Source organism: Pseudomonas sp. S07E 245 (assembly GCF_019599025.1).
In the GTDB taxonomy this organism is placed as follows: Bacteria; Pseudomonadota; Gammaproteobacteria; order Pseudomonadales; family Pseudomonadaceae; genus Aquipseudomonas; species Aquipseudomonas shirazensis.
Window position 1 is genome coordinate 5,363,585 of sequence record NZ_CP080625.1, and the last position, 15,460, is coordinate 5,379,044.

Sequence of the window (15,460 nt, forward strand, 5' to 3'; positions counted from 1 at the left end):
ATTTGCAGCGGTGCGAGCGGGCATAAAAAAACCCGGCGAGTGCCGGGTTTTTTTTGTGCCAAAAGCGAAGTCGATCAGGCCTTGAAGGTCTGGCCTTCGAACTGCTCGGCAACGAACTTCCAGTTGACCAGGTTCCAGAACGCCTCGACATACTTAGGACGGACGTTGCGGTAGTCGATGTAGTAAGCGTGCTCCCAGACGTCGCAGGTCAGCAGCGGAGTGTCGCCGTTGGTCAGCGGGTTGCCGGCGCCGATGGTGCTGGCCAGTGCCAGGGAACCGTCAGCTTTCTTCACCAGCCAGCCCCAACCGGAACCGAAGGTGCCGACCGAAGTCTTGGTGAACTCTTCCTTGAACTTGTCGAACGAACCGAAAGCGGCGTTGATGGCCTCGGCCAGTGCGCCAGTCGGTTGGCCGCCGGCGTTTGGTGCCAGGCAGTTCCAGTAGAAGGTGTGGTTCCAGACCTGAGCGGCGTTGTTGAAGATGCCACCCGAAGAGGTCTTGACGATCTCTTCCAGGGTCTTGCCTTCGAATTCGGTGCCTGGGACCAGGTTGTTCAGGTTCACGACATAGGTGTTGTGGTGCTTGTCGTGGTGATACTCCAGGGTTTCCTTGGAGATGTGCGGCTGCAGGGCATCATGGGCGTACGGCAGCGGCGGCAATTCAAAAGCCATGGTGGATCTCCTGATTCAGGTCTAATTCGCGGTTTGCGCAAGGCCGATCACGGGCGGCCCGAGGTACGTCGGCGAGTTTGTACTCTTTGCGACGCAAGCCTTGGATCATATCACCAGCCCCCGCGCATAACCACGCAACAACTATAGGGACAAATAGTTGCAGCGCCGGCGCCAGTGGCATTCAGCCCAGAATCAGCTGCGCGGCCACCGCAAACATCATCACTGCCACCATCAGGTCGAGCAGGCGCCAGGTCGCCGGCCGTGCCAGCCACGGTGCCAGCCAGGCTGCGCCGAGGGCGAGGGTGAAGAACCACACCAGTGAGGCGCTGGCCGCCCCTGCTACGTAAGCGCTGGGCACGGTTTGCTGGGCGCCCAGGGAGCCGATCAGCAGCACCGTATCCAGGTACACATGGGGGTTGAGCAGGGTCACTGCCAAGGCGCTGAGCAGCACCGCCCGGCGCGAGCGGGAGCCCTGGCCTTGCTCCTGCTCCAGGCTTTGTTTGGAGCAGGCCCGTTGCAAGGCCTTGGCCCCGTACCAGATCAAGAACGCCGCGCCGCCCCAACGCGCAGCAGCCAGCAACGTCGGGTTCTGCGCCAGCACCGTGGCCAGTCCGAACACTCCGGCGGCAACCAGCAGGGCGTCGCAGACCACGCAGAGGATGGCCACCGGCAGATGGTGTTCACGGCGCAGGCTCTGCGCCAGGACAAACGCGTTTTGCGTGCCGATGGCCATGATCAGGCCAAAGGCAACCAGCATGCCGTTCGTATAACTTTGCCACATAGCGCAGACACTCCACTGCCACCAACCGATTGGCTGGCGCTGATTGCTTGATCGAATGCTGGTCATTGTGCCGATCTGCGTTGTATAAGAAAAACCAATAAAGCTGATCAGGCATTAGAGAAATCGATGTTCGACTACAAGCTCCTGGCGGCCCTGGCGGCGGTCATCGAACAAGGCGGTTTCGAGCGCGCAGCACAAGTGCTTGGCCTGTCGCAATCGGCCGTGTCGCAGCGGATCAAGCTGCTCGAAGCGCGGGTCGGCCAGCCGGTACTGGTGCGCGCCATGCCGCCGAGCCCGACCGAAGTCGGCCGGCAACTGCTCAACCATGTGCAGCAGGTGCGCCTGCTCGAGCGTGACCTGCAGCGCCAGGTGCCGGCGCTGGACGAAGGCGGTATGCCCGAACGTCTGCGCATTGCGCTCAATGCCGATAGCCTGGCGACCTGGTGGGCCGGTGCGGTGGGCGCGTTTTGCGCCGAACAGCCGGTGTTGCTGGACCTGGTAGTCGAGGATCAGGACGTCGGCCTCAAGCGCATGCGCGCCGGTGAGGTTGCGGCTTGCCTGTGTGGCAGCGAGCGCCCGGTGGCCGGCGCGCGCAGCCAGCCACTGGGCGCCATGCGCTATCGCGCCTTGGCAAGCCCGGCATTCATGGCCCGGCATTTTCCGCAGGGCTTCGACGCCAGCCGGCTGGCGCGGACCCCGGCGATCGTGTTCGGCCCGGATGACTTCCTTCAGCACCGTTATCTCGCATCGCTAGGCATTGCCGATGGATTTTTGCATCACCTGTGCCCGTCCTCGGAGGGCTTTCTGCGCATGACCGAAGCCGGCCTGGGCTGGGGCCTGGTGCCGGAGCGGCAGGTGACTGCGCAGCTGCAGTGTGGCGAACTGGTGGAAATCTGCGCCGATACTCCGATCGATGTGCCGCTGTACTGGCATCATTGGCGCAATGGCGGGCAACTGCTCGCCCAATTGACCGAGCACCTGCGCCAAATGGCGCCAGGTTGGCTAGTGCCGTTGTAGCCGGTCGCGACGTCAACTGCATCTGAAATCTGGCAAGGCGGAGTGTTACATGCGAATTCTGGTCACCGGCGCGAGCGGCTTTATCGGCGGGCGCTTTGCGCGTTTTGCCCTGGAGCAGGGCCTTGAGGTCCGGGTCAACGGGCGGCGTGCCGAAGGCGTGGAGCATTTGGTCAAGCGCGGCGCGCAGTTCATCCCGGGTGACCTCGGTGATGCCGAGCTGGCCCGGCGTCTGTGCCAGGGCGTCGATGCCGTGGTGCATTGCGCGGGCATGACCGGCGCCTGGGGGCGCTACCAGGATTTCCATCAGGGCAATGTGGTGGTCACCGAAAACGTCGTTGAAGGCTGCCTCAAGGAACATGTGCGCCGGCTGGTACACCTGTCGTCGCCGTCGATCTACTTCAATGGCCGCTCCCGCCTGAATGTGCAGGAACAGCAGCTGCCGCGGCGCATGCATGACCATTACGCCACGACCAAATTTCTCGCCGAGCAGAAGGTCTTCGGCGCGCAGGAGTTCGGCCTCGAAGTGCTCGCCCTGCGCCCACGGCTGGTCACCGGGGCCGGCGATGCGAACATCTTCCCGCGCTTGCTGCAGATGCAGCGCAAGCGCCGCCTGGCGATCATCGGCAACGGCCTGAACATGGCCGACTTCACCAGTGTGCACAACCTCAACGAAGCGTTGCTCAGCGCACTCTTTGCAGATGATGAGGCGCTCGGCCAGGCCTACAACATCAGTAACGGCCAGCCGCTGCCGCTGTGGGATGTGGTCAATTACGTCATGCGTCAGATGCAGTTGCCGCAGGTCACCCGCTACCGCTCCTACGGCCTGGGTTACAGCCTGGCAGCACTCAACGAAGCGGCGTGCATGCTCTGGCCTGGCCGCCCGCAGCCAACCTTGTCACGCCTGGGTATGCAGGTCATGAGCAAGGACTTCACCCTCGACATCAGTCGGGCCCGGCAGCATCTGGATTACCGGCCTCAGGTCAGCCTGTGGAGCGCGCTCGACGAGTTCTGCGGCTGGTGGAAGAACGTCCCGCACAACCGCTGAAGCGCGCGCCTTGATGATGGTCATCAACGTAACGCGCTGGCGGTTTATACTGTGTCTCTTTGCTATGACTGTGGTTGAAAGCCCCCATGCGTAACGATCTTCGCGACGACTTCGACGACGTGCCAACATTGCGTGCCGGCACCCGAGATGACGATGAACTGCTCCCCGAGCACGTGGCGCGCAGCCGCCAGAAAGCCGCACGGCCGACCAACACCGCGCCGCTCTGGGCTTTGCTGGTGGCCTCGTTCATCGCCCTGGCCGGGCTCGGCTGGTGGAGCTTCCAGCAGATTTCGCTGATGGAGCAGCAACTGGTCGCGACCCAGGAGAGCTTTGCCCGCATCAGCGAGGAAGCCGCCGGCCGGCTGCAAGCGATCAGCGGCAAGGTCGAAGCCAGCGATGCCAGCGTCAACACCGGCAGCGAAGCCTTGAAACTGCAGATTCGCCAGTTGCAGGCCAGCCTGGCCGAGCAGGGCAAGCAGCAGCAGGGCGTGGCCGGTCAGGCCGGCGACCTCGGCAAGCGTCTGGAACAGGTGCTGGCCGATACCCGCGACCAGCAAAAAGCTGTAACTGAATTGCAGACCCAATTGCAGGCGCAGTTGAAGGCGGTGAATGCCGAGTTGGCGGCGCTGAAGGCGGGCCAGCTGGATGGCGGCAAGCTCGACAACGAGCTCAAGAGCCTGAACAGCGAGATTGCCGCGCTGAAGAAGCAGGGCAACCCGAGCGCGGCGATCAGCAGTCTGGAGCAGGACGTGCTGGTGCTGAAGAGCCAGATCGACAATCGCCCCGCAGCAGCGGCCAGCAGCGGTGCCTCGGTGCAGGAATTCGACGCTTTCAGGGGGCAGACCACGCGCAGCCTGAACACCCTGCAGAACCAGGTGCAGAACCTGCAACAGCAGATCAACGCCCGGCCATAGCCGTAATGCTGATGGGGGGCCGCGCAAGGCGGCCCCATTCATCTGCTTACAGCCGTGGATAGTCGATATAGCCCACCGCGCCACCGCCATAGAACCCCTCCGGCCGCGCCTCGTTCAACGGCGCATCGGCGGCCAAACGTGCTGGCAGGTCCGGGTTGGCAATGAACGGCACGCCAAACGCCACGGCATCGGCCAGGCCACCGGCAAGGGCAGCGTTGGCGCTGGCCTTGTCGAAGCGTTCGTTGACGATGTACGGCCCACCGAATGCTTGCTTGATCTGCGCGCCGAGGCTGTCGTCGGCGAGTTTTTCCCGCGAGCAGATAAACGCGATACCGCGTTTGCCCAGTTCGCGGGCGACGTAGGTGAAGGTCTCGGCGCGGTCAGCATCGCCCATGTCATGGGCATCGGCGCGTGGCGCCAGGTGCATGCCGACGCGCTGGGCGCCCCACACTTCGATCACCGCATCGGTCACCTCCAGCAGCAGCCGGGCACGGTTCTCCAGTGAACCGCCGTAGTTGTCGTTGCGCTGGTTGGTGCTGCTTTGCAGAAACTGATCCAGCAGGTAGCCGTTGGCGCCATGAATCTCGACGCCATCAAAGCCCGCCGCCTTGGCGTTCTCGGCACCGATCCTATAGGCCTCGACAATGTCGGCGATCTCTTCGCTTTCCAGTGCCCGCGGGGTTGGGTAGTCGGCCAGCGGACGCACCAGGCTGACATGGCCCTTGGGCTGGATCGCGCTGGGCGCAACCGGCAGTTCACCGTTGAGGTAGCTGGGGTGGGAGATGCGCCCGACGTGCCACAGCTGCAGGAAGATCCGCCCGCCGGCAGCATGCACTGCCTTGGTCAGGCTGTGCCAGCCGCGCACCTGGTCGTTGGACCAGATGCCGGGGGTGTCCGGGTAGCCAACGCCCATTGGCGTCACCGAAGTCGCCTCACTGAGAATCAGCCCGGCGCTGGCGCGCTGCACGTAGTACTCGGTCATCAGCGCATTGGGCACGCGGCCTTCGTCGGCGCGGCAGCGGGTCAGCGGCGCCATGATGATGCGGTTGGGCAACTGCAGGTCACCCAGCAGCAGTGGATCGAATAGCGTAGTCATCGGTTCAGCCTCGCAAAGGTTCAGTTGCCAGCGGTGGCCAGCTCGGCATCGTTGCCGCGCTGGTTGAAAGTGATGAGGGTGACGATCAGGGCCAACAGCGCCAGGGCTGCGGCGGCCAGTGGTACGCGGGTCAGGCCCAGACCATGGGCGATCACGCTACCGCCGACCCAGGCGCCGAGGGCGTTGCCCAGGTTGAAGGCGCCGATGTTCAAGGTCGACACCAGGTTCGGTGCAGCCTTGCCGTAGGTGACCACGTTGACCTGTAGTGCCGGCACGGCGGCAAAGGCAGCTGTGGCCCACAGGAACAGGGTGATTTCAGCGGGGATCACGGCGCTGCTGGTCCAGCTGAACACCGTCGAGATCACCGCCATGGCCACAAACACGCCAATCAGAGTTGCGCCCAGACGGCGGTCGGCGAGCTTGCCGCCGATGATGTTGCCCAGGGTCAGGCCAAGGCCGATCAGCAGCAAGGTCCAGGTCACGCCGCTGGGCGAAACCCCGGTGACATCACCCAACAGCGGCGCGACATAAGTGAACAGGGCGAACATCGAGGCCGAGAACAGCACGGTCATGCTCAGCGACAACCAGATACCGGCCCCTTTCAGCGCGGCCAGTTCAGCGCGCATGTCGACCGCCTCCTCGTCATGTTGCAGCGGCAGGTAGCGGATCAGGCCGATCAGCGCGATCACACCGATCACGGTCACTGCCCAGAAGGTCGAACGCCAGCCGGCGACCTGGCCCAGCGCAGTCCCCAGCGGCACGCCGAGCACGTTGGCCAGGGTCAGGCCGGTGAACATCAAGGCTACGGCGGAGGCACGGCGATTGGCCGGTACCAGGCTGGCGGCGACCACCGAACCGATGCCGAAGAAGGCCCCATGGCACAGCGCGGTGACTACACGGGCGAACATCAACAGGTTGTAGTCAGCGGCGACGGCGCACAGCAGGTTGCCGACGATGAACACGCCCATCAGCGTGACCAGCGCGGCCTTGCGTGGCAGGCGGGCGGTGGCCAGGGCCATGAACGGTGCGCCGATGGCGACGCCCAGGGCATAGCCGGTAACCAGCCAGCCAGCACCAGGGATGGACACGCCGAGGTCGCTCGCCACTTCGGGCAGCAGGCCCATGATGACGAATTCGGTGGTGCCGATGGCGAAGGCGCTCAGCGCCAGCATCAAGAGTGGAAGGGGCATCGCTGAATCCTCGTCAGAGCGTTTCGCTCAGTTGCTTGAGAAACGCCTGGATCGCGTCCTCGTTGCGTTTGAAAAAGTGCCACTGGCCGATTTTCTGGCTGCTGATCAGGCCTGCGCGTTGCAGGGTGGCGAGGTGGGCCGACACGGTGGATTGCGAGAGGCCGCAGCGTTGGTCGATCTGGCCGGCGCAGACACCGTGCTCGATGCTGTGCTGTTGATCGGGGAACTGGGTGGCCGGGTCCTTGAGCCAGCCGAGGATTTCGCGGCGGACTGGGTGGGACAGGGCTTTGATGGTTTCGTCGAGGTCCAGGGGCATGGGGGAGGCTCTTGGGGTAGGGCGCTATATCGCGATAGGACGAAATATAAATCGGTATTTCGCGATATACAAATATGATGTTGGTCTTAGCTCGGGTCGAATCGCTATATCGGGTTATAACGATATTGGGGGTCAGTAAAACACCACAAAAACCAGACAAGCCCGCAGCCAGCTATCCATCATCCCAAGCCGACCCACCCGCAGAAACCCTATACTGCCCCCATGAACTACCTAGCCCACCTCCACCTAGGCGGCCAACAGCCGCAACAACTACTCGGCAGCCTATACGGCGATTTCGTCAAAGGCACCCTGCACGGCCGTTTCCCGCCCACCCTGGAAGCTGCCATCCAGCTCCACCGCTGGATCGACAGCTACACCGACAGCCACCCCATAGTGCTAGCCGCACTGGCCCGTTTCCCGCGGGAGCGGCGGCGCTACGCCGGAATCGTGCTCGACGTATTTTTCGACCATTGCCTGGCGCACCACTGGCACGACTACGCCGCCCAGCCGCTGACCGAGTTTACCCAGCGCTTTTACCAGGTCCTGCTCGCCGAGCCCGAGCTGCCAGGCCGGCTCGCGCATATCGCTCCGATGATGGCCGCGGACGACTGGCTGTCCGCGTACGGCGATTTCGCTACGCTGGAGTACGTATTCCGAGGCATAGGCCGGCGCCTGTCGCGCCCCGAAGGCTTGGCGGGAGTAATGCCCGAACTGGAGGCGCTGTACCAGCCGTTGCTGGAAGACTTCAGAGCGTTTTATCCACAGCTGCAGGCGTTCGCCAGCGCCCGCTGGCCCCGCTGATCAAGCCGCTCGCGCTTGCCGGCGTGGGGCCAACTCGGCTTGCTCGTGGCCGAACAGGGCGCCATGAATGGCTTGTTGTGCCTGAAACGCCAGCTGCGCGCGCTCCTTGCCGACGCTGCTGATCGGCGCCAGCAACTGAATGCGTACCTGCCCACGCGGTTGGGCAAACAAGCGCAGCAGGTGTGAAACCAGGTCGTCATCGCCAACGAAAGGTGCAATTGGATCAACCTCACCACTGCGCCAGTACTGAATCGCCACCGGTTGCAGTGGGGTAGCGCCATCGATGGCGCCGGCCAGCAGGCGGCCGTGGAAGGTGCGCAGGCTGCGGCCATCGGTAGTGGTGCCTTCCGGGAAGATCAACAGCGGCAGGGCGTCGCCCAATTGCTGGCTGATCTGCTCGCGCAGGCCTTGGGCGTCACCGCCACCGCGGCGGATGAACAGCGTCCCGGCCTGCTCGGCAAGCCAGCCGGCCAGCGGCCAGTGACGGACTTCGGCCTTGGACAGAAATGATAGCGGGGTGAGCATGCCGAGCAGCGGAATGTCGGTCCATGACACATGATTGCCGACCCACAGCATCGGCCGCTGCGGCAGCTCGCCGAGCACCTCGACCTGAAATGGCAGCGCGCCGACCAGGCGCTGCATGTACCAGCGGCTCCAGCGCTGGCGCAGAGCCAGCGACACCGGCACACGCAGACGCTGGCCAAGCGCGGTAACGCTGGCCATGGTCATGCCGATCAGCAGCACCCACAGCAAACGTGCCAGGCGGGCGGCGACCCGCAGCCTCAGCATCACACCGCTGCCTTGAAGTGGCGGGCGTAGCGCGGGCAGAGGTCGTCGCGTTTGAGCAGGATGAACACGTCGGCGACCTGGAAGTCCTCGTCCCAGCACGGTTCGCCGCAGATCTTCGCGCCCAGGCGCATGTAGGCCTTGAGCAGCGGGGGCATTTCGGCAATCACGTTGTTCGGCAGGGCCAGAGTCGGCAGCGGTTTTTTCGGCTCGGCGCGCAGGTTTTCGGTGCACAGGTAGCGTTCACGCAGGCGCTGCATGATCGCGTGGGCCTGCACGCCGCCATCCTGCATGGGGATGCTCGCGCAGCCCATCAGGTAGCTGTAGCTGCCTTCGTTGAGCACCTCGGCCAGCTCGCCCCAGAGCACGGCGATGGTGCCGCCGTTGCGATAGGCCGGGTCGACGCAGGTGCGGCCCAGTTCAAGGATCGGCCCCTGCAATTGCAGCAGGCCGTGCAGGCTGAACTCTTCTTCGCTGTAGAAACGCCCGAGGCTGCTCGCGGCTTGGTGGTCGAGCAAGCGGGTGGTGGCAACCAGGCGGCCAGTGCTCAGGTCACGCACGCCGATATGGCGGCAGTGGATATCGAAATCGTCCATGTCCAGGCCCTGTTCGGCGCCCTTGAGCTTGGCCATGAGTTCACCGCTGAACACCTTGAAACGCAGGGCCTGAGCTTCTTGCAGGGCCGCAGCGCCTAGCAGGCGCTCGGCTTGCAGACGGCGTTCAGTGCTGGTGTCGCCTGAGCGAGCGATCTGGGTCATTGCGAGTCTCCATTGGCCAACCATGTGCGGGGCTGCCGGTCGGCTTTGTTGTGCAGGGTCAGCCTAGGTAGGGGGGGTGTCACCTCGGTGAATCTTTGGTGATGCTTGCGTGACAGCCACCGCTGGCCGTACCTGAGGGGCCGCGAGACTGCTGCTTGCTGCACCGAAGGCGGGCGGGTAATGTTCACGGCTTTGTTTCACGGAATTTCCCATGCCCATGCTTGCCCGTCTGCTTCCCGCCCTGTTCCTGGCGTTGTGCCTGCCCGCTCATGCCAATTGGCACCTGGACGGTGAGTCTTCGCGCTTGTCGTTCGTCACCGGCAAAAACGGCGAGATCACCGAAGTGCATCGCTTTCTGGTGCTGCACGGCAGCGTCGATCGCAAGGGCGCAGCCGGCCTGCGGATCGAGATGGATTCGGTCAGCAGTGGTATCCCGCTGCGTGACGAGCGCATGCGCGATGGCCTGTTCGAGGTCGACCAGTTCCCCGAAGCGAAGGTCAAGGCGCAGATCGACCTGCGCCCGATCGACAACCTCGCCAACGGCGCGCAGATCGAATTGCGCCTGCCGCTGACCGTCACCCTGCACGGCCACTCGCACAGCTACAACGCATTGCTGATGGCCACGCGCCTGGACGAGCGGCGCTTTCAGGTGGTGACCCTTGAACCGTTGATCCTGCGCGCCGCTGACTATGGCCTGCTGCCTGGGCTCGAGAGCCTGCGCAAGTTCGCCAAGCTGAAGTCCATCAACCCCTCGGTACCGGTCAATGCGGTGCTGATCTTCAACGCCCGCTGATATGCCAGGGCCGGTCTTTCCTTGGCGCGACGGTAATCATTTCGAGCTGCTGATCGACGGCCCCGATTTCTTCCCGCGGATGTTGCACCTTATTGCCGAGGCCGAGCGCCAGGTCGATCTGGAGCTGTATCTGGTCGAGGCCGGCACGTGCGCCGAGGCAGTGGTCACTGTGCTGGAGCAGGCCGCCCGGCGCGGCGTGCAGGTGCGCTGCCTGTTTGATGACTACGGCTCGCTGGCCTTCACCACTGCGCTGCGCCAGCGCTTGCTTGGCGCCGGTGTGCAGTTGAGCTGGTACAACCGCCTGCACTGGCGCCGCGGCGTGCGCAATCTGTACCGCGATCACCGCAAGATTCTCCTGGTCGACAGCCGCTGGGCGGTAGTCGGCGGCACGGGCGTCACCGATGAGTTCTGGCAGCCGCAGGCCGAGCGCAGCGAATGGCATGAAGTGATGGTGCAGATCCAGGGACCGGTGGTCAGCGACTGGCAGCTGTTGTTCGATCGCCAATGGCATGCCAATGACCGTCGCACCGCCTGGCGACCGCCAGCTGGTTTCGGTCTCCCACGCCTGCCCAAAGTGCCGGTGCAAGGGCAGGGCATGGGCCGGGTGGCTTACGCCGATGCCCGGCAACACCGCGACATCCTGCATTCGCTGGTGCGTGCCCTGAACAGCGGGCAGCAGCGCATCTGGCTGGCGACGCCGTATTTTTTGCCGACCTGGAGTGTGCGTCGTTCTCTGCGTCGGGCTGCTTCGCGCGGCATCGACGTGCGCCTGCTGCTGACCGGGCCGCGCACCGACCACCCCTCGGTGCGCTACGCCGGGCACCGCTATTACCCACGCTTGCTGCGCGCTGGCGTGCGCATCTTTGAATACCAGCCGTGCTTCCTGCACCTGAAGATGGTCGTGATCGATGACTGGGTCAGCGTCGGTTCGTGCAACTTCGACCACTGGAACCTGCGCTTCAACCTGGAGGCCAACATCGAAGCGCTCGACCCCAGCCTGACCGCAGCAGTCAGCGCCAGTTTCGAGCGCGACTTTGCCCTCAGCGAGGAGGTTGATCTGGCCCACTGGAACGCGCGGCCGTTGTGGCGGCGAGTCAAGCAACGGATCTGGGGCTGGATGGACCGGCTGGTGGCCAACCTGCTGGATCGGCGCAATTGAGATGAACGGCGCATATCGGTAAGCGCCGAAGCGGTCTATCGTGCTCTGATTGATCCCAGGCTAGGCAAGGAGCGGTGGCGATGACAGGCAAGAAGATTCTCATGCTGGTGGGCGACTATGTCGAAGACTACGAAGCGATGGTGCCGTTCCAGGCGCTGAGCATGGTCGGCCACACCGTGCATGCGGTGTGCCCGGAGAAAATCGCGGGGCAGACGGTGCGTACCGCTATCCACGACTTCGAAGGCGAGCAGACCTACAGCGAAAAACCCGGGCACAACTTTGCCCTCAACTTCGACTTCGTCCAGGCCCGCGCCGAAAGCTACGACGCCTTGCTGATCCCGGGCGGCCGCGCACCTGAGTACCTGCGCCTGAACGAGCAGGTGCTGGCGCTGGTGCGGGCTTTCGACGAGGCGCGCAAGCCGATTGCCGCGGTGTGCCATGGCGCCCAGCTGCTGGCAGCGGCAGGCGTGCTGCGTGGTCGCGAGTGCAGCGCGTACCCTGCCTGCGCGCCGGAAGTGCGTCTGGCCGGAGGTACTTTCATCGATATCGCGGTGGATCAGGCCCACGTCGAGGGCAATCTAGTTACCGCGCCGGCATGGCCGGCGCATCCCGCCTGGCTGGCAGCGTTCCTGAAAGTGCTGGGCACTCGGATTTCTTGAATCGGCCGCTGTGCAGGGGGCGAGGCTGACAGCAAAAAGCGGCAGTTATGTAGGAAATATCCTTTTAGCAGTGGCTATTGTCCGCAAAACCCAGCGCCTGGCGTATCATTAGCCCCCTAACGGCAACCCCAAAACCAGGACCGCTCGCGCATGCTCGCCCTTCTTATCCAGACGCTGAACATCACTGCACCGGTGTTCGCCATGCTGTTCATGGGCGTATTGCTCAAACGTTTGCACCTGATCGACGACAACTTCACCAAGGTTGCCTCGACGCTGGTGTTCAACGTGTGCATGCCGGCGCTGCTGTTCCTTGGCATCTACCATGCCGATCTGGATGCAGCGATCAAACCCGGTGTGCTGGTCTACTTCACCGCAATTACCCTGATCGGCTTCGCCTTGTCCTGGGGCCTGGCGATCTGGCGCGCGCCGCTGGCCGAGCGCGGCATCTACACCCAGGGGGCTTTTCGCGGCAACAACGGCGTTATTGGCCTGGCCCTGGCGGCCAGCCTGTACGGTGATTACGGCATTTCGCTGGGCGCGGTGCTCGCCGGCCTGGTGATCCTCCTGTACAACTCGCTGTCGGCGGTGGTGCTGGCGGTGTACAGCCCGGACCTCAAGTCCGATCCGTGGAGCATCTGCAAAAGTGTTTTCAGCAACCCGCTGATCATCAGCGTGCTGCTCGCCACACCCATGGCCTACGCCCAGGTGCCGCTGCCGAACTGGCTGCTGACCTCGGGCGACTATCTGGCGCAGATGACCCTGCCACTGGCGCTGATCTGCATTGGCGGCACCTTGTCGCTGGCGGCGCTGCGCGACAGCGGCAAGCTGGCGGTGGATGTCAGCCTGGTGAAGATGGTCTGGTTGCCGCTGATCGGCACCCTCGGCGCCTGGCTGTGTGGTTTCCGCGGTGCCGAGCTGGGCATCCTGTTCCTGTACATCGGCAGCCCTACCGCTGCCGCCAGCTATGTCATGGCCCGCGCGGCCAATGCCAATCATCAGTTAGCGGCGGCGATCATCGTCATCACGACCCTGATGGCGGCGATTACCACCAATATCGGCATCTTCATCTTGCAGTGGGGCGGCTGGATCTAGATCCTTGCTGCCTGAACAGAACAACAACAGCAACAACGCTGCCACCTGACCTAAGGACACTCCATGCAAGACCAGAACTCGCCCGAGCGGTTACAGCGCGGCCTGAAAAATCGCCATATCCAGCTGATCGCGCTGGGCGGGGCCATCGGCACCGGGCTGTTCCTGGGCATTGCCCAGACCATCCAGATGGCCGGCCCATCGGTGTTGCTCGGTTATGCCATTGCCGGCCTGATGGCCTTCCTGATCATGCGTCAGCTTGGCGAAATGGTGGTGGAAGAGCCGGTTGCCGGCAGCTTCAGCCACTTCGCCCATAAATACTGGAGCGAGTTTGCCGGCTTTGTCTCGGGCTGGAACTACTGGGTGGTCTATGTGCTGGTAGGCATGGCCGAGCTGACCGCAGTCGGCATCTATGTGCAGTACTGGTGGCCGGACTTCCCGACCTGGGCCACGGCAGCGATCTTCTTTGTGGTGATCAACCTGATCAACCTGACTCAGGTCAAAGTCTACGGCGAGATGGAGTTCTGGTTCGCTCTGGTCAAAATAGTGGCGATTGTCAGCATGATCGGCTTTGGCGCCTGGTTGCTCACCAGCGGCCAGGGTGGCCCGGATGCCAGCGTCGCCAACCTGTGGCAATACGGTGGCTTCTTCCCCAATGGCGTCGGCGGTTTGATCATGGCTCTGGCGGTGATCATGTTCTCGTTCGGCGGCCTGGAGCTGGTCGGTATCACCGCCGCCGAGGCGGAAAACCCGCGGGTGAGCATTCCCAAGGCGACCAACCAGGTGGTGTACCGCATCCTGATCTTCTACATCGGTGCGCTGGCGATCTTGCTGTCGCTGTACCCGTGGCAGAAGGTGGTGCAGGGCGGCAGCCCGTTCGTGATGATCTTCCATGAGCTGGACAGCAACCTGGTCGCGACCATCCTCAACGTAGTGGTACTGACCGCGGCGCTGTCGGTGTACAACAGCTGCGTGTACGCCAACAGCCGCATGCTGTTCGGCCTGGCCAGCCAGGGCGATGCACCGCGTCAATTGCTCAAGGTCAGCCGTCGCGGCGTGCCGCTGACCGCGTTGGGTGTGTCGGCAGCGGCCACCGGTTTGTGCGTGGTGATCAACTACCTGATGCCGGGCGAAGCCTTCGGCCTGTTGATGGCGCTGGCGGTATCAGCGCTGGTGATCAACTGGGCAAGCATCAGCATCACCCACCTGAAATTCCGCAAGGCCAAGATCGCTGCCGGCGAAACGCCGTTCTACCGCAGCTGGGGTCATCCGATCACCAACTACCTGTGCCTGGCGTTCATCGTGCTGATCCTGGTGGTGATGTACCTCACTCCGCCGATCCGCATCTCGGTGATGCTGATCCCGCTGTGGATTGCCGCACTGGGCATTGCGTTCAAGCTCAAGAAGCAGCGTCAGGCCAAGCGCTGAGGTGTTTGCTGCAAGGCCTGCGCGGCTAAACCTGCGCAGGCCTCAGTGCTGACGTCGCCAGGCGCGCACGGTGGTGTAGAGCAGCGTCAGGGCGAGCAGCGGCAGCACGTAGAACAGCATCAGTTTCTCCAGCTTGCCCGCCAACGGCATGCCGGTGGTGAAGGTCACCACATGCAGGCCGTAGGCCAGGTACAGGCAGAGAAACACCAGCCCCTCGGCGCGTGTGACGCGGTAGCCGGAGTAGAACACCGGCAGGCTCAGGCAGGCGACGCCGAGCATTACCGGCAAGTCAAAGGCCAGCGCATTCGGTGAGATCGACAGCGGGGCAGGGGTGACCAGCGCGGTCGCACCCAGCACTGCCAGCAAATTGAACAGGTTGCTGCCGATCACCGTACTACCGCCACTTCGCGCTCACCGCGCAGCGCCGCAACCAGCGCAGCGGCAAGCTCCGGCAACGAGGTGCAGACGGCGACTACGGTCAGCCCAATGATCCGTTCCGACAGGCCAAGGTCAGTGGCCACTTCCACTGCGGCTTCCAGCAGCAGATGGCCGCCAATGCTGAGCAATACCAGGCCCAACGCGGTCTGCCCCACAGCACCGCTCCAGAAGCGCAGGCGGCTGACCTCGAGGGCATTCGGTGCCGGATAAGTACGCGCGTAGTGGCGCGATTGGTGCCAGAGGATCAACAGATAACCGAGCAGCCCGAGCAGTAGCAGCGCGCCTTCGAAGCGGCCCAGCTGGCCGTTGGCCGCGAGCAGGTAGACCAAGGCGCTGGCGGCCACCATCAACGGGATGTCCAGACGCACCAGTTGGCGCGACACGCGCAGCGGGATGATCAGCGCGGTAAAGCCGAGAATCACCAGCACATTGAAGATGTTGCTGCCGATCACGCTGCCGACAGCGACGTCAGGCGCACCTTGATAGGCCGCTTGCAGGCTGACAGTCAATTGCGGCGCG

General features: G+C 63.6%; 16 protein-coding genes and 1 pseudogene. 9 read left to right on the plus strand and 8 right to left on the minus strand.

What is annotated here, in order from left to right:
• Window positions 1-74: 74 nt before the first annotated feature.
• Both K3F44_RS24610 and K3F44_RS24615 read right to left on the minus strand, forming a co-directional pair.
• Window positions 75-671 carry a superoxide dismutase gene (locus tag K3F44_RS24610; protein ID WP_101316779.1) on the minus strand — a complete coding sequence of 199 codons (597 nt, stop codon included), beginning with the start codon at window positions 669-671 and terminating at the stop codon, window positions 75-77.
• Between the two features lie 181 nt (window positions 672-852).
• A complete protein-coding gene (locus K3F44_RS24615) occupies window positions 853-1,452 on the minus strand; it encodes a LysE/ArgO family amino acid transporter (protein WP_188035446.1) in 600 nt (199 codons plus the stop codon).
• A 126-nt stretch (window positions 1,453-1,578) separates the two neighbouring features.
• Between K3F44_RS24615 and K3F44_RS24620 the strand changes: the two genes are divergently transcribed.
• The 3 genes from K3F44_RS24620 to K3F44_RS24630 all read left to right on the plus strand — a co-directional run bounded on the left by K3F44_RS24620 (window position 1,579) and on the right by K3F44_RS24630 (window position 4,428).
• The gene (locus K3F44_RS24620) at window positions 1,579-2,469 is read left to right on the plus strand and encodes a LysR family transcriptional regulator ArgP (protein ID WP_101316783.1); all 891 of its coding nucleotides are present in this window, start codon (window positions 1,579-1,581) and stop codon (window positions 2,467-2,469) included.
• 49 nt (window positions 2,470-2,518) lie between these two features.
• Window positions 2,519-3,514, plus strand: a complete 996-nt coding sequence (locus K3F44_RS24625; protein ID WP_101316785.1) for an NAD(P)-dependent oxidoreductase — start codon at window positions 2,519-2,521, stop codon at window positions 3,512-3,514.
• An 86-nt stretch (window positions 3,515-3,600) separates the two neighbouring features.
• Window positions 3,601-4,428 (plus strand): ATPase, encoded by an 828-nt coding sequence (locus K3F44_RS24630; RefSeq protein ID WP_150570810.1) that lies wholly within the window; start codon window positions 3,601-3,603, stop codon window positions 4,426-4,428.
• Between the two features lie 46 nt (window positions 4,429-4,474).
• Here the strand turns inward: K3F44_RS24630 and K3F44_RS24635 are convergent, their stop codons facing one another.
• Genes K3F44_RS24635 through K3F44_RS24645 form a run of 3 tightly spaced genes read right to left on the minus strand, consistent with a single transcriptional unit; the run spans window position 4,475 to window position 7,030 of the window.
• Complete coding sequence (locus K3F44_RS24635; protein WP_101316789.1) at window positions 4,475-5,524, minus strand: alkene reductase; 1,050 nt, start codon at window positions 5,522-5,524, stop codon at window positions 4,475-4,477.
• A gap of 20 nt (window positions 5,525-5,544) precedes the next feature.
• Entirely contained in the window at window positions 5,545-6,714 is a 1,170-nt protein-coding gene (locus K3F44_RS24640) for an MFS transporter (protein WP_220633138.1), read from the minus strand.
• A gap of 13 nt (window positions 6,715-6,727) precedes the next feature.
• Window positions 6,728-7,030 carry a helix-turn-helix transcriptional regulator gene (locus tag K3F44_RS24645; protein ID WP_101316793.1) on the minus strand — a complete coding sequence of 101 codons (303 nt, stop codon included), beginning with the start codon at window positions 7,028-7,030 and terminating at the stop codon, window positions 6,728-6,730.
• Window positions 7,031-7,252: 222 nt separating this feature from the next.
• Between K3F44_RS24645 and K3F44_RS24650 the strand changes: the two genes are divergently transcribed.
• The gene (locus K3F44_RS24650; RefSeq protein ID WP_188035448.1) at window positions 7,253-7,831 is read left to right on the plus strand and encodes an ACP phosphodiesterase; all 579 of its coding nucleotides are present in this window, start codon (window positions 7,253-7,255) and stop codon (window positions 7,829-7,831) included.
• Here the strand turns inward: K3F44_RS24650 and K3F44_RS24655 are convergent, their stop codons facing one another.
• On the minus strand, window positions 7,832-8,620 hold the full coding sequence (locus tag K3F44_RS24655) for a 1-acyl-sn-glycerol-3-phosphate acyltransferase (RefSeq protein ID WP_101316797.1): 789 nt from the start codon (window positions 8,618-8,620) through the stop codon (window positions 7,832-7,834).
• Window positions 8,620-9,375, minus strand: coding sequence for an L-ornithine N(alpha)-acyltransferase (gene olsB / locus K3F44_RS24660; RefSeq protein WP_101316799.1), 756 nt, complete (start codon window positions 9,373-9,375; stop codon window positions 8,620-8,622). Before olsB ends, K3F44_RS24655 begins: the two co-directional genes overlap by 1 nt.
• A 211-nt stretch (window positions 9,376-9,586) precedes the next feature.
• Between olsB and K3F44_RS24665 the strand changes: the two genes are divergently transcribed.
• The 5 genes from K3F44_RS24665 to K3F44_RS24685 all read left to right on the plus strand — a co-directional run bounded on the left by K3F44_RS24665 (window position 9,587) and on the right by K3F44_RS24685 (window position 14,503).
• Window positions 9,587-10,168, plus strand: a complete 582-nt coding sequence (locus tag K3F44_RS24665) for a YceI family protein (protein ID WP_101316802.1) — start codon at window positions 9,587-9,589, stop codon at window positions 10,166-10,168.
• Window position 10,169: 1 nt separating this feature from the next.
• Window positions 10,170-11,327 (plus strand): phosphatidylserine/phosphatidylglycerophosphate/cardiolipin synthase family protein, encoded by a 1,158-nt coding sequence (locus K3F44_RS24670; RefSeq protein WP_220633139.1) that lies wholly within the window; start codon window positions 10,170-10,172, stop codon window positions 11,325-11,327.
• 80 nt (window positions 11,328-11,407) lie between these two features.
• Window positions 11,408-11,986 carry a DJ-1/PfpI family protein gene (locus K3F44_RS24675; protein ID WP_101316806.1) on the plus strand — a complete coding sequence of 193 codons (579 nt, stop codon included), beginning with the start codon at window positions 11,408-11,410 and terminating at the stop codon, window positions 11,984-11,986.
• Between the two features lie 150 nt (window positions 11,987-12,136).
• Window positions 12,137-13,078, plus strand: coding sequence for an AEC family transporter (locus K3F44_RS24680; protein WP_101316808.1), 942 nt, complete (start codon window positions 12,137-12,139; stop codon window positions 13,076-13,078).
• 63 nt (window positions 13,079-13,141) lie between these two features.
• Window positions 13,142-14,503 carry an amino acid permease gene (locus K3F44_RS24685; protein ID WP_101316810.1) on the plus strand — a complete coding sequence of 454 codons (1,362 nt, stop codon included), beginning with the start codon at window positions 13,142-13,144 and terminating at the stop codon, window positions 14,501-14,503.
• A 42-nt stretch (window positions 14,504-14,545) separates the two neighbouring features.
• On the opposite strand, the pseudogene K3F44_RS24690 reads toward K3F44_RS24685, so the two are convergent.
• Window positions 14,546-15,459: pseudogene (locus K3F44_RS24690) on the minus strand (calcium/sodium antiporter); the annotation flags it as partial.
• Window position 15,460 lies beyond the last annotated feature (1 nt).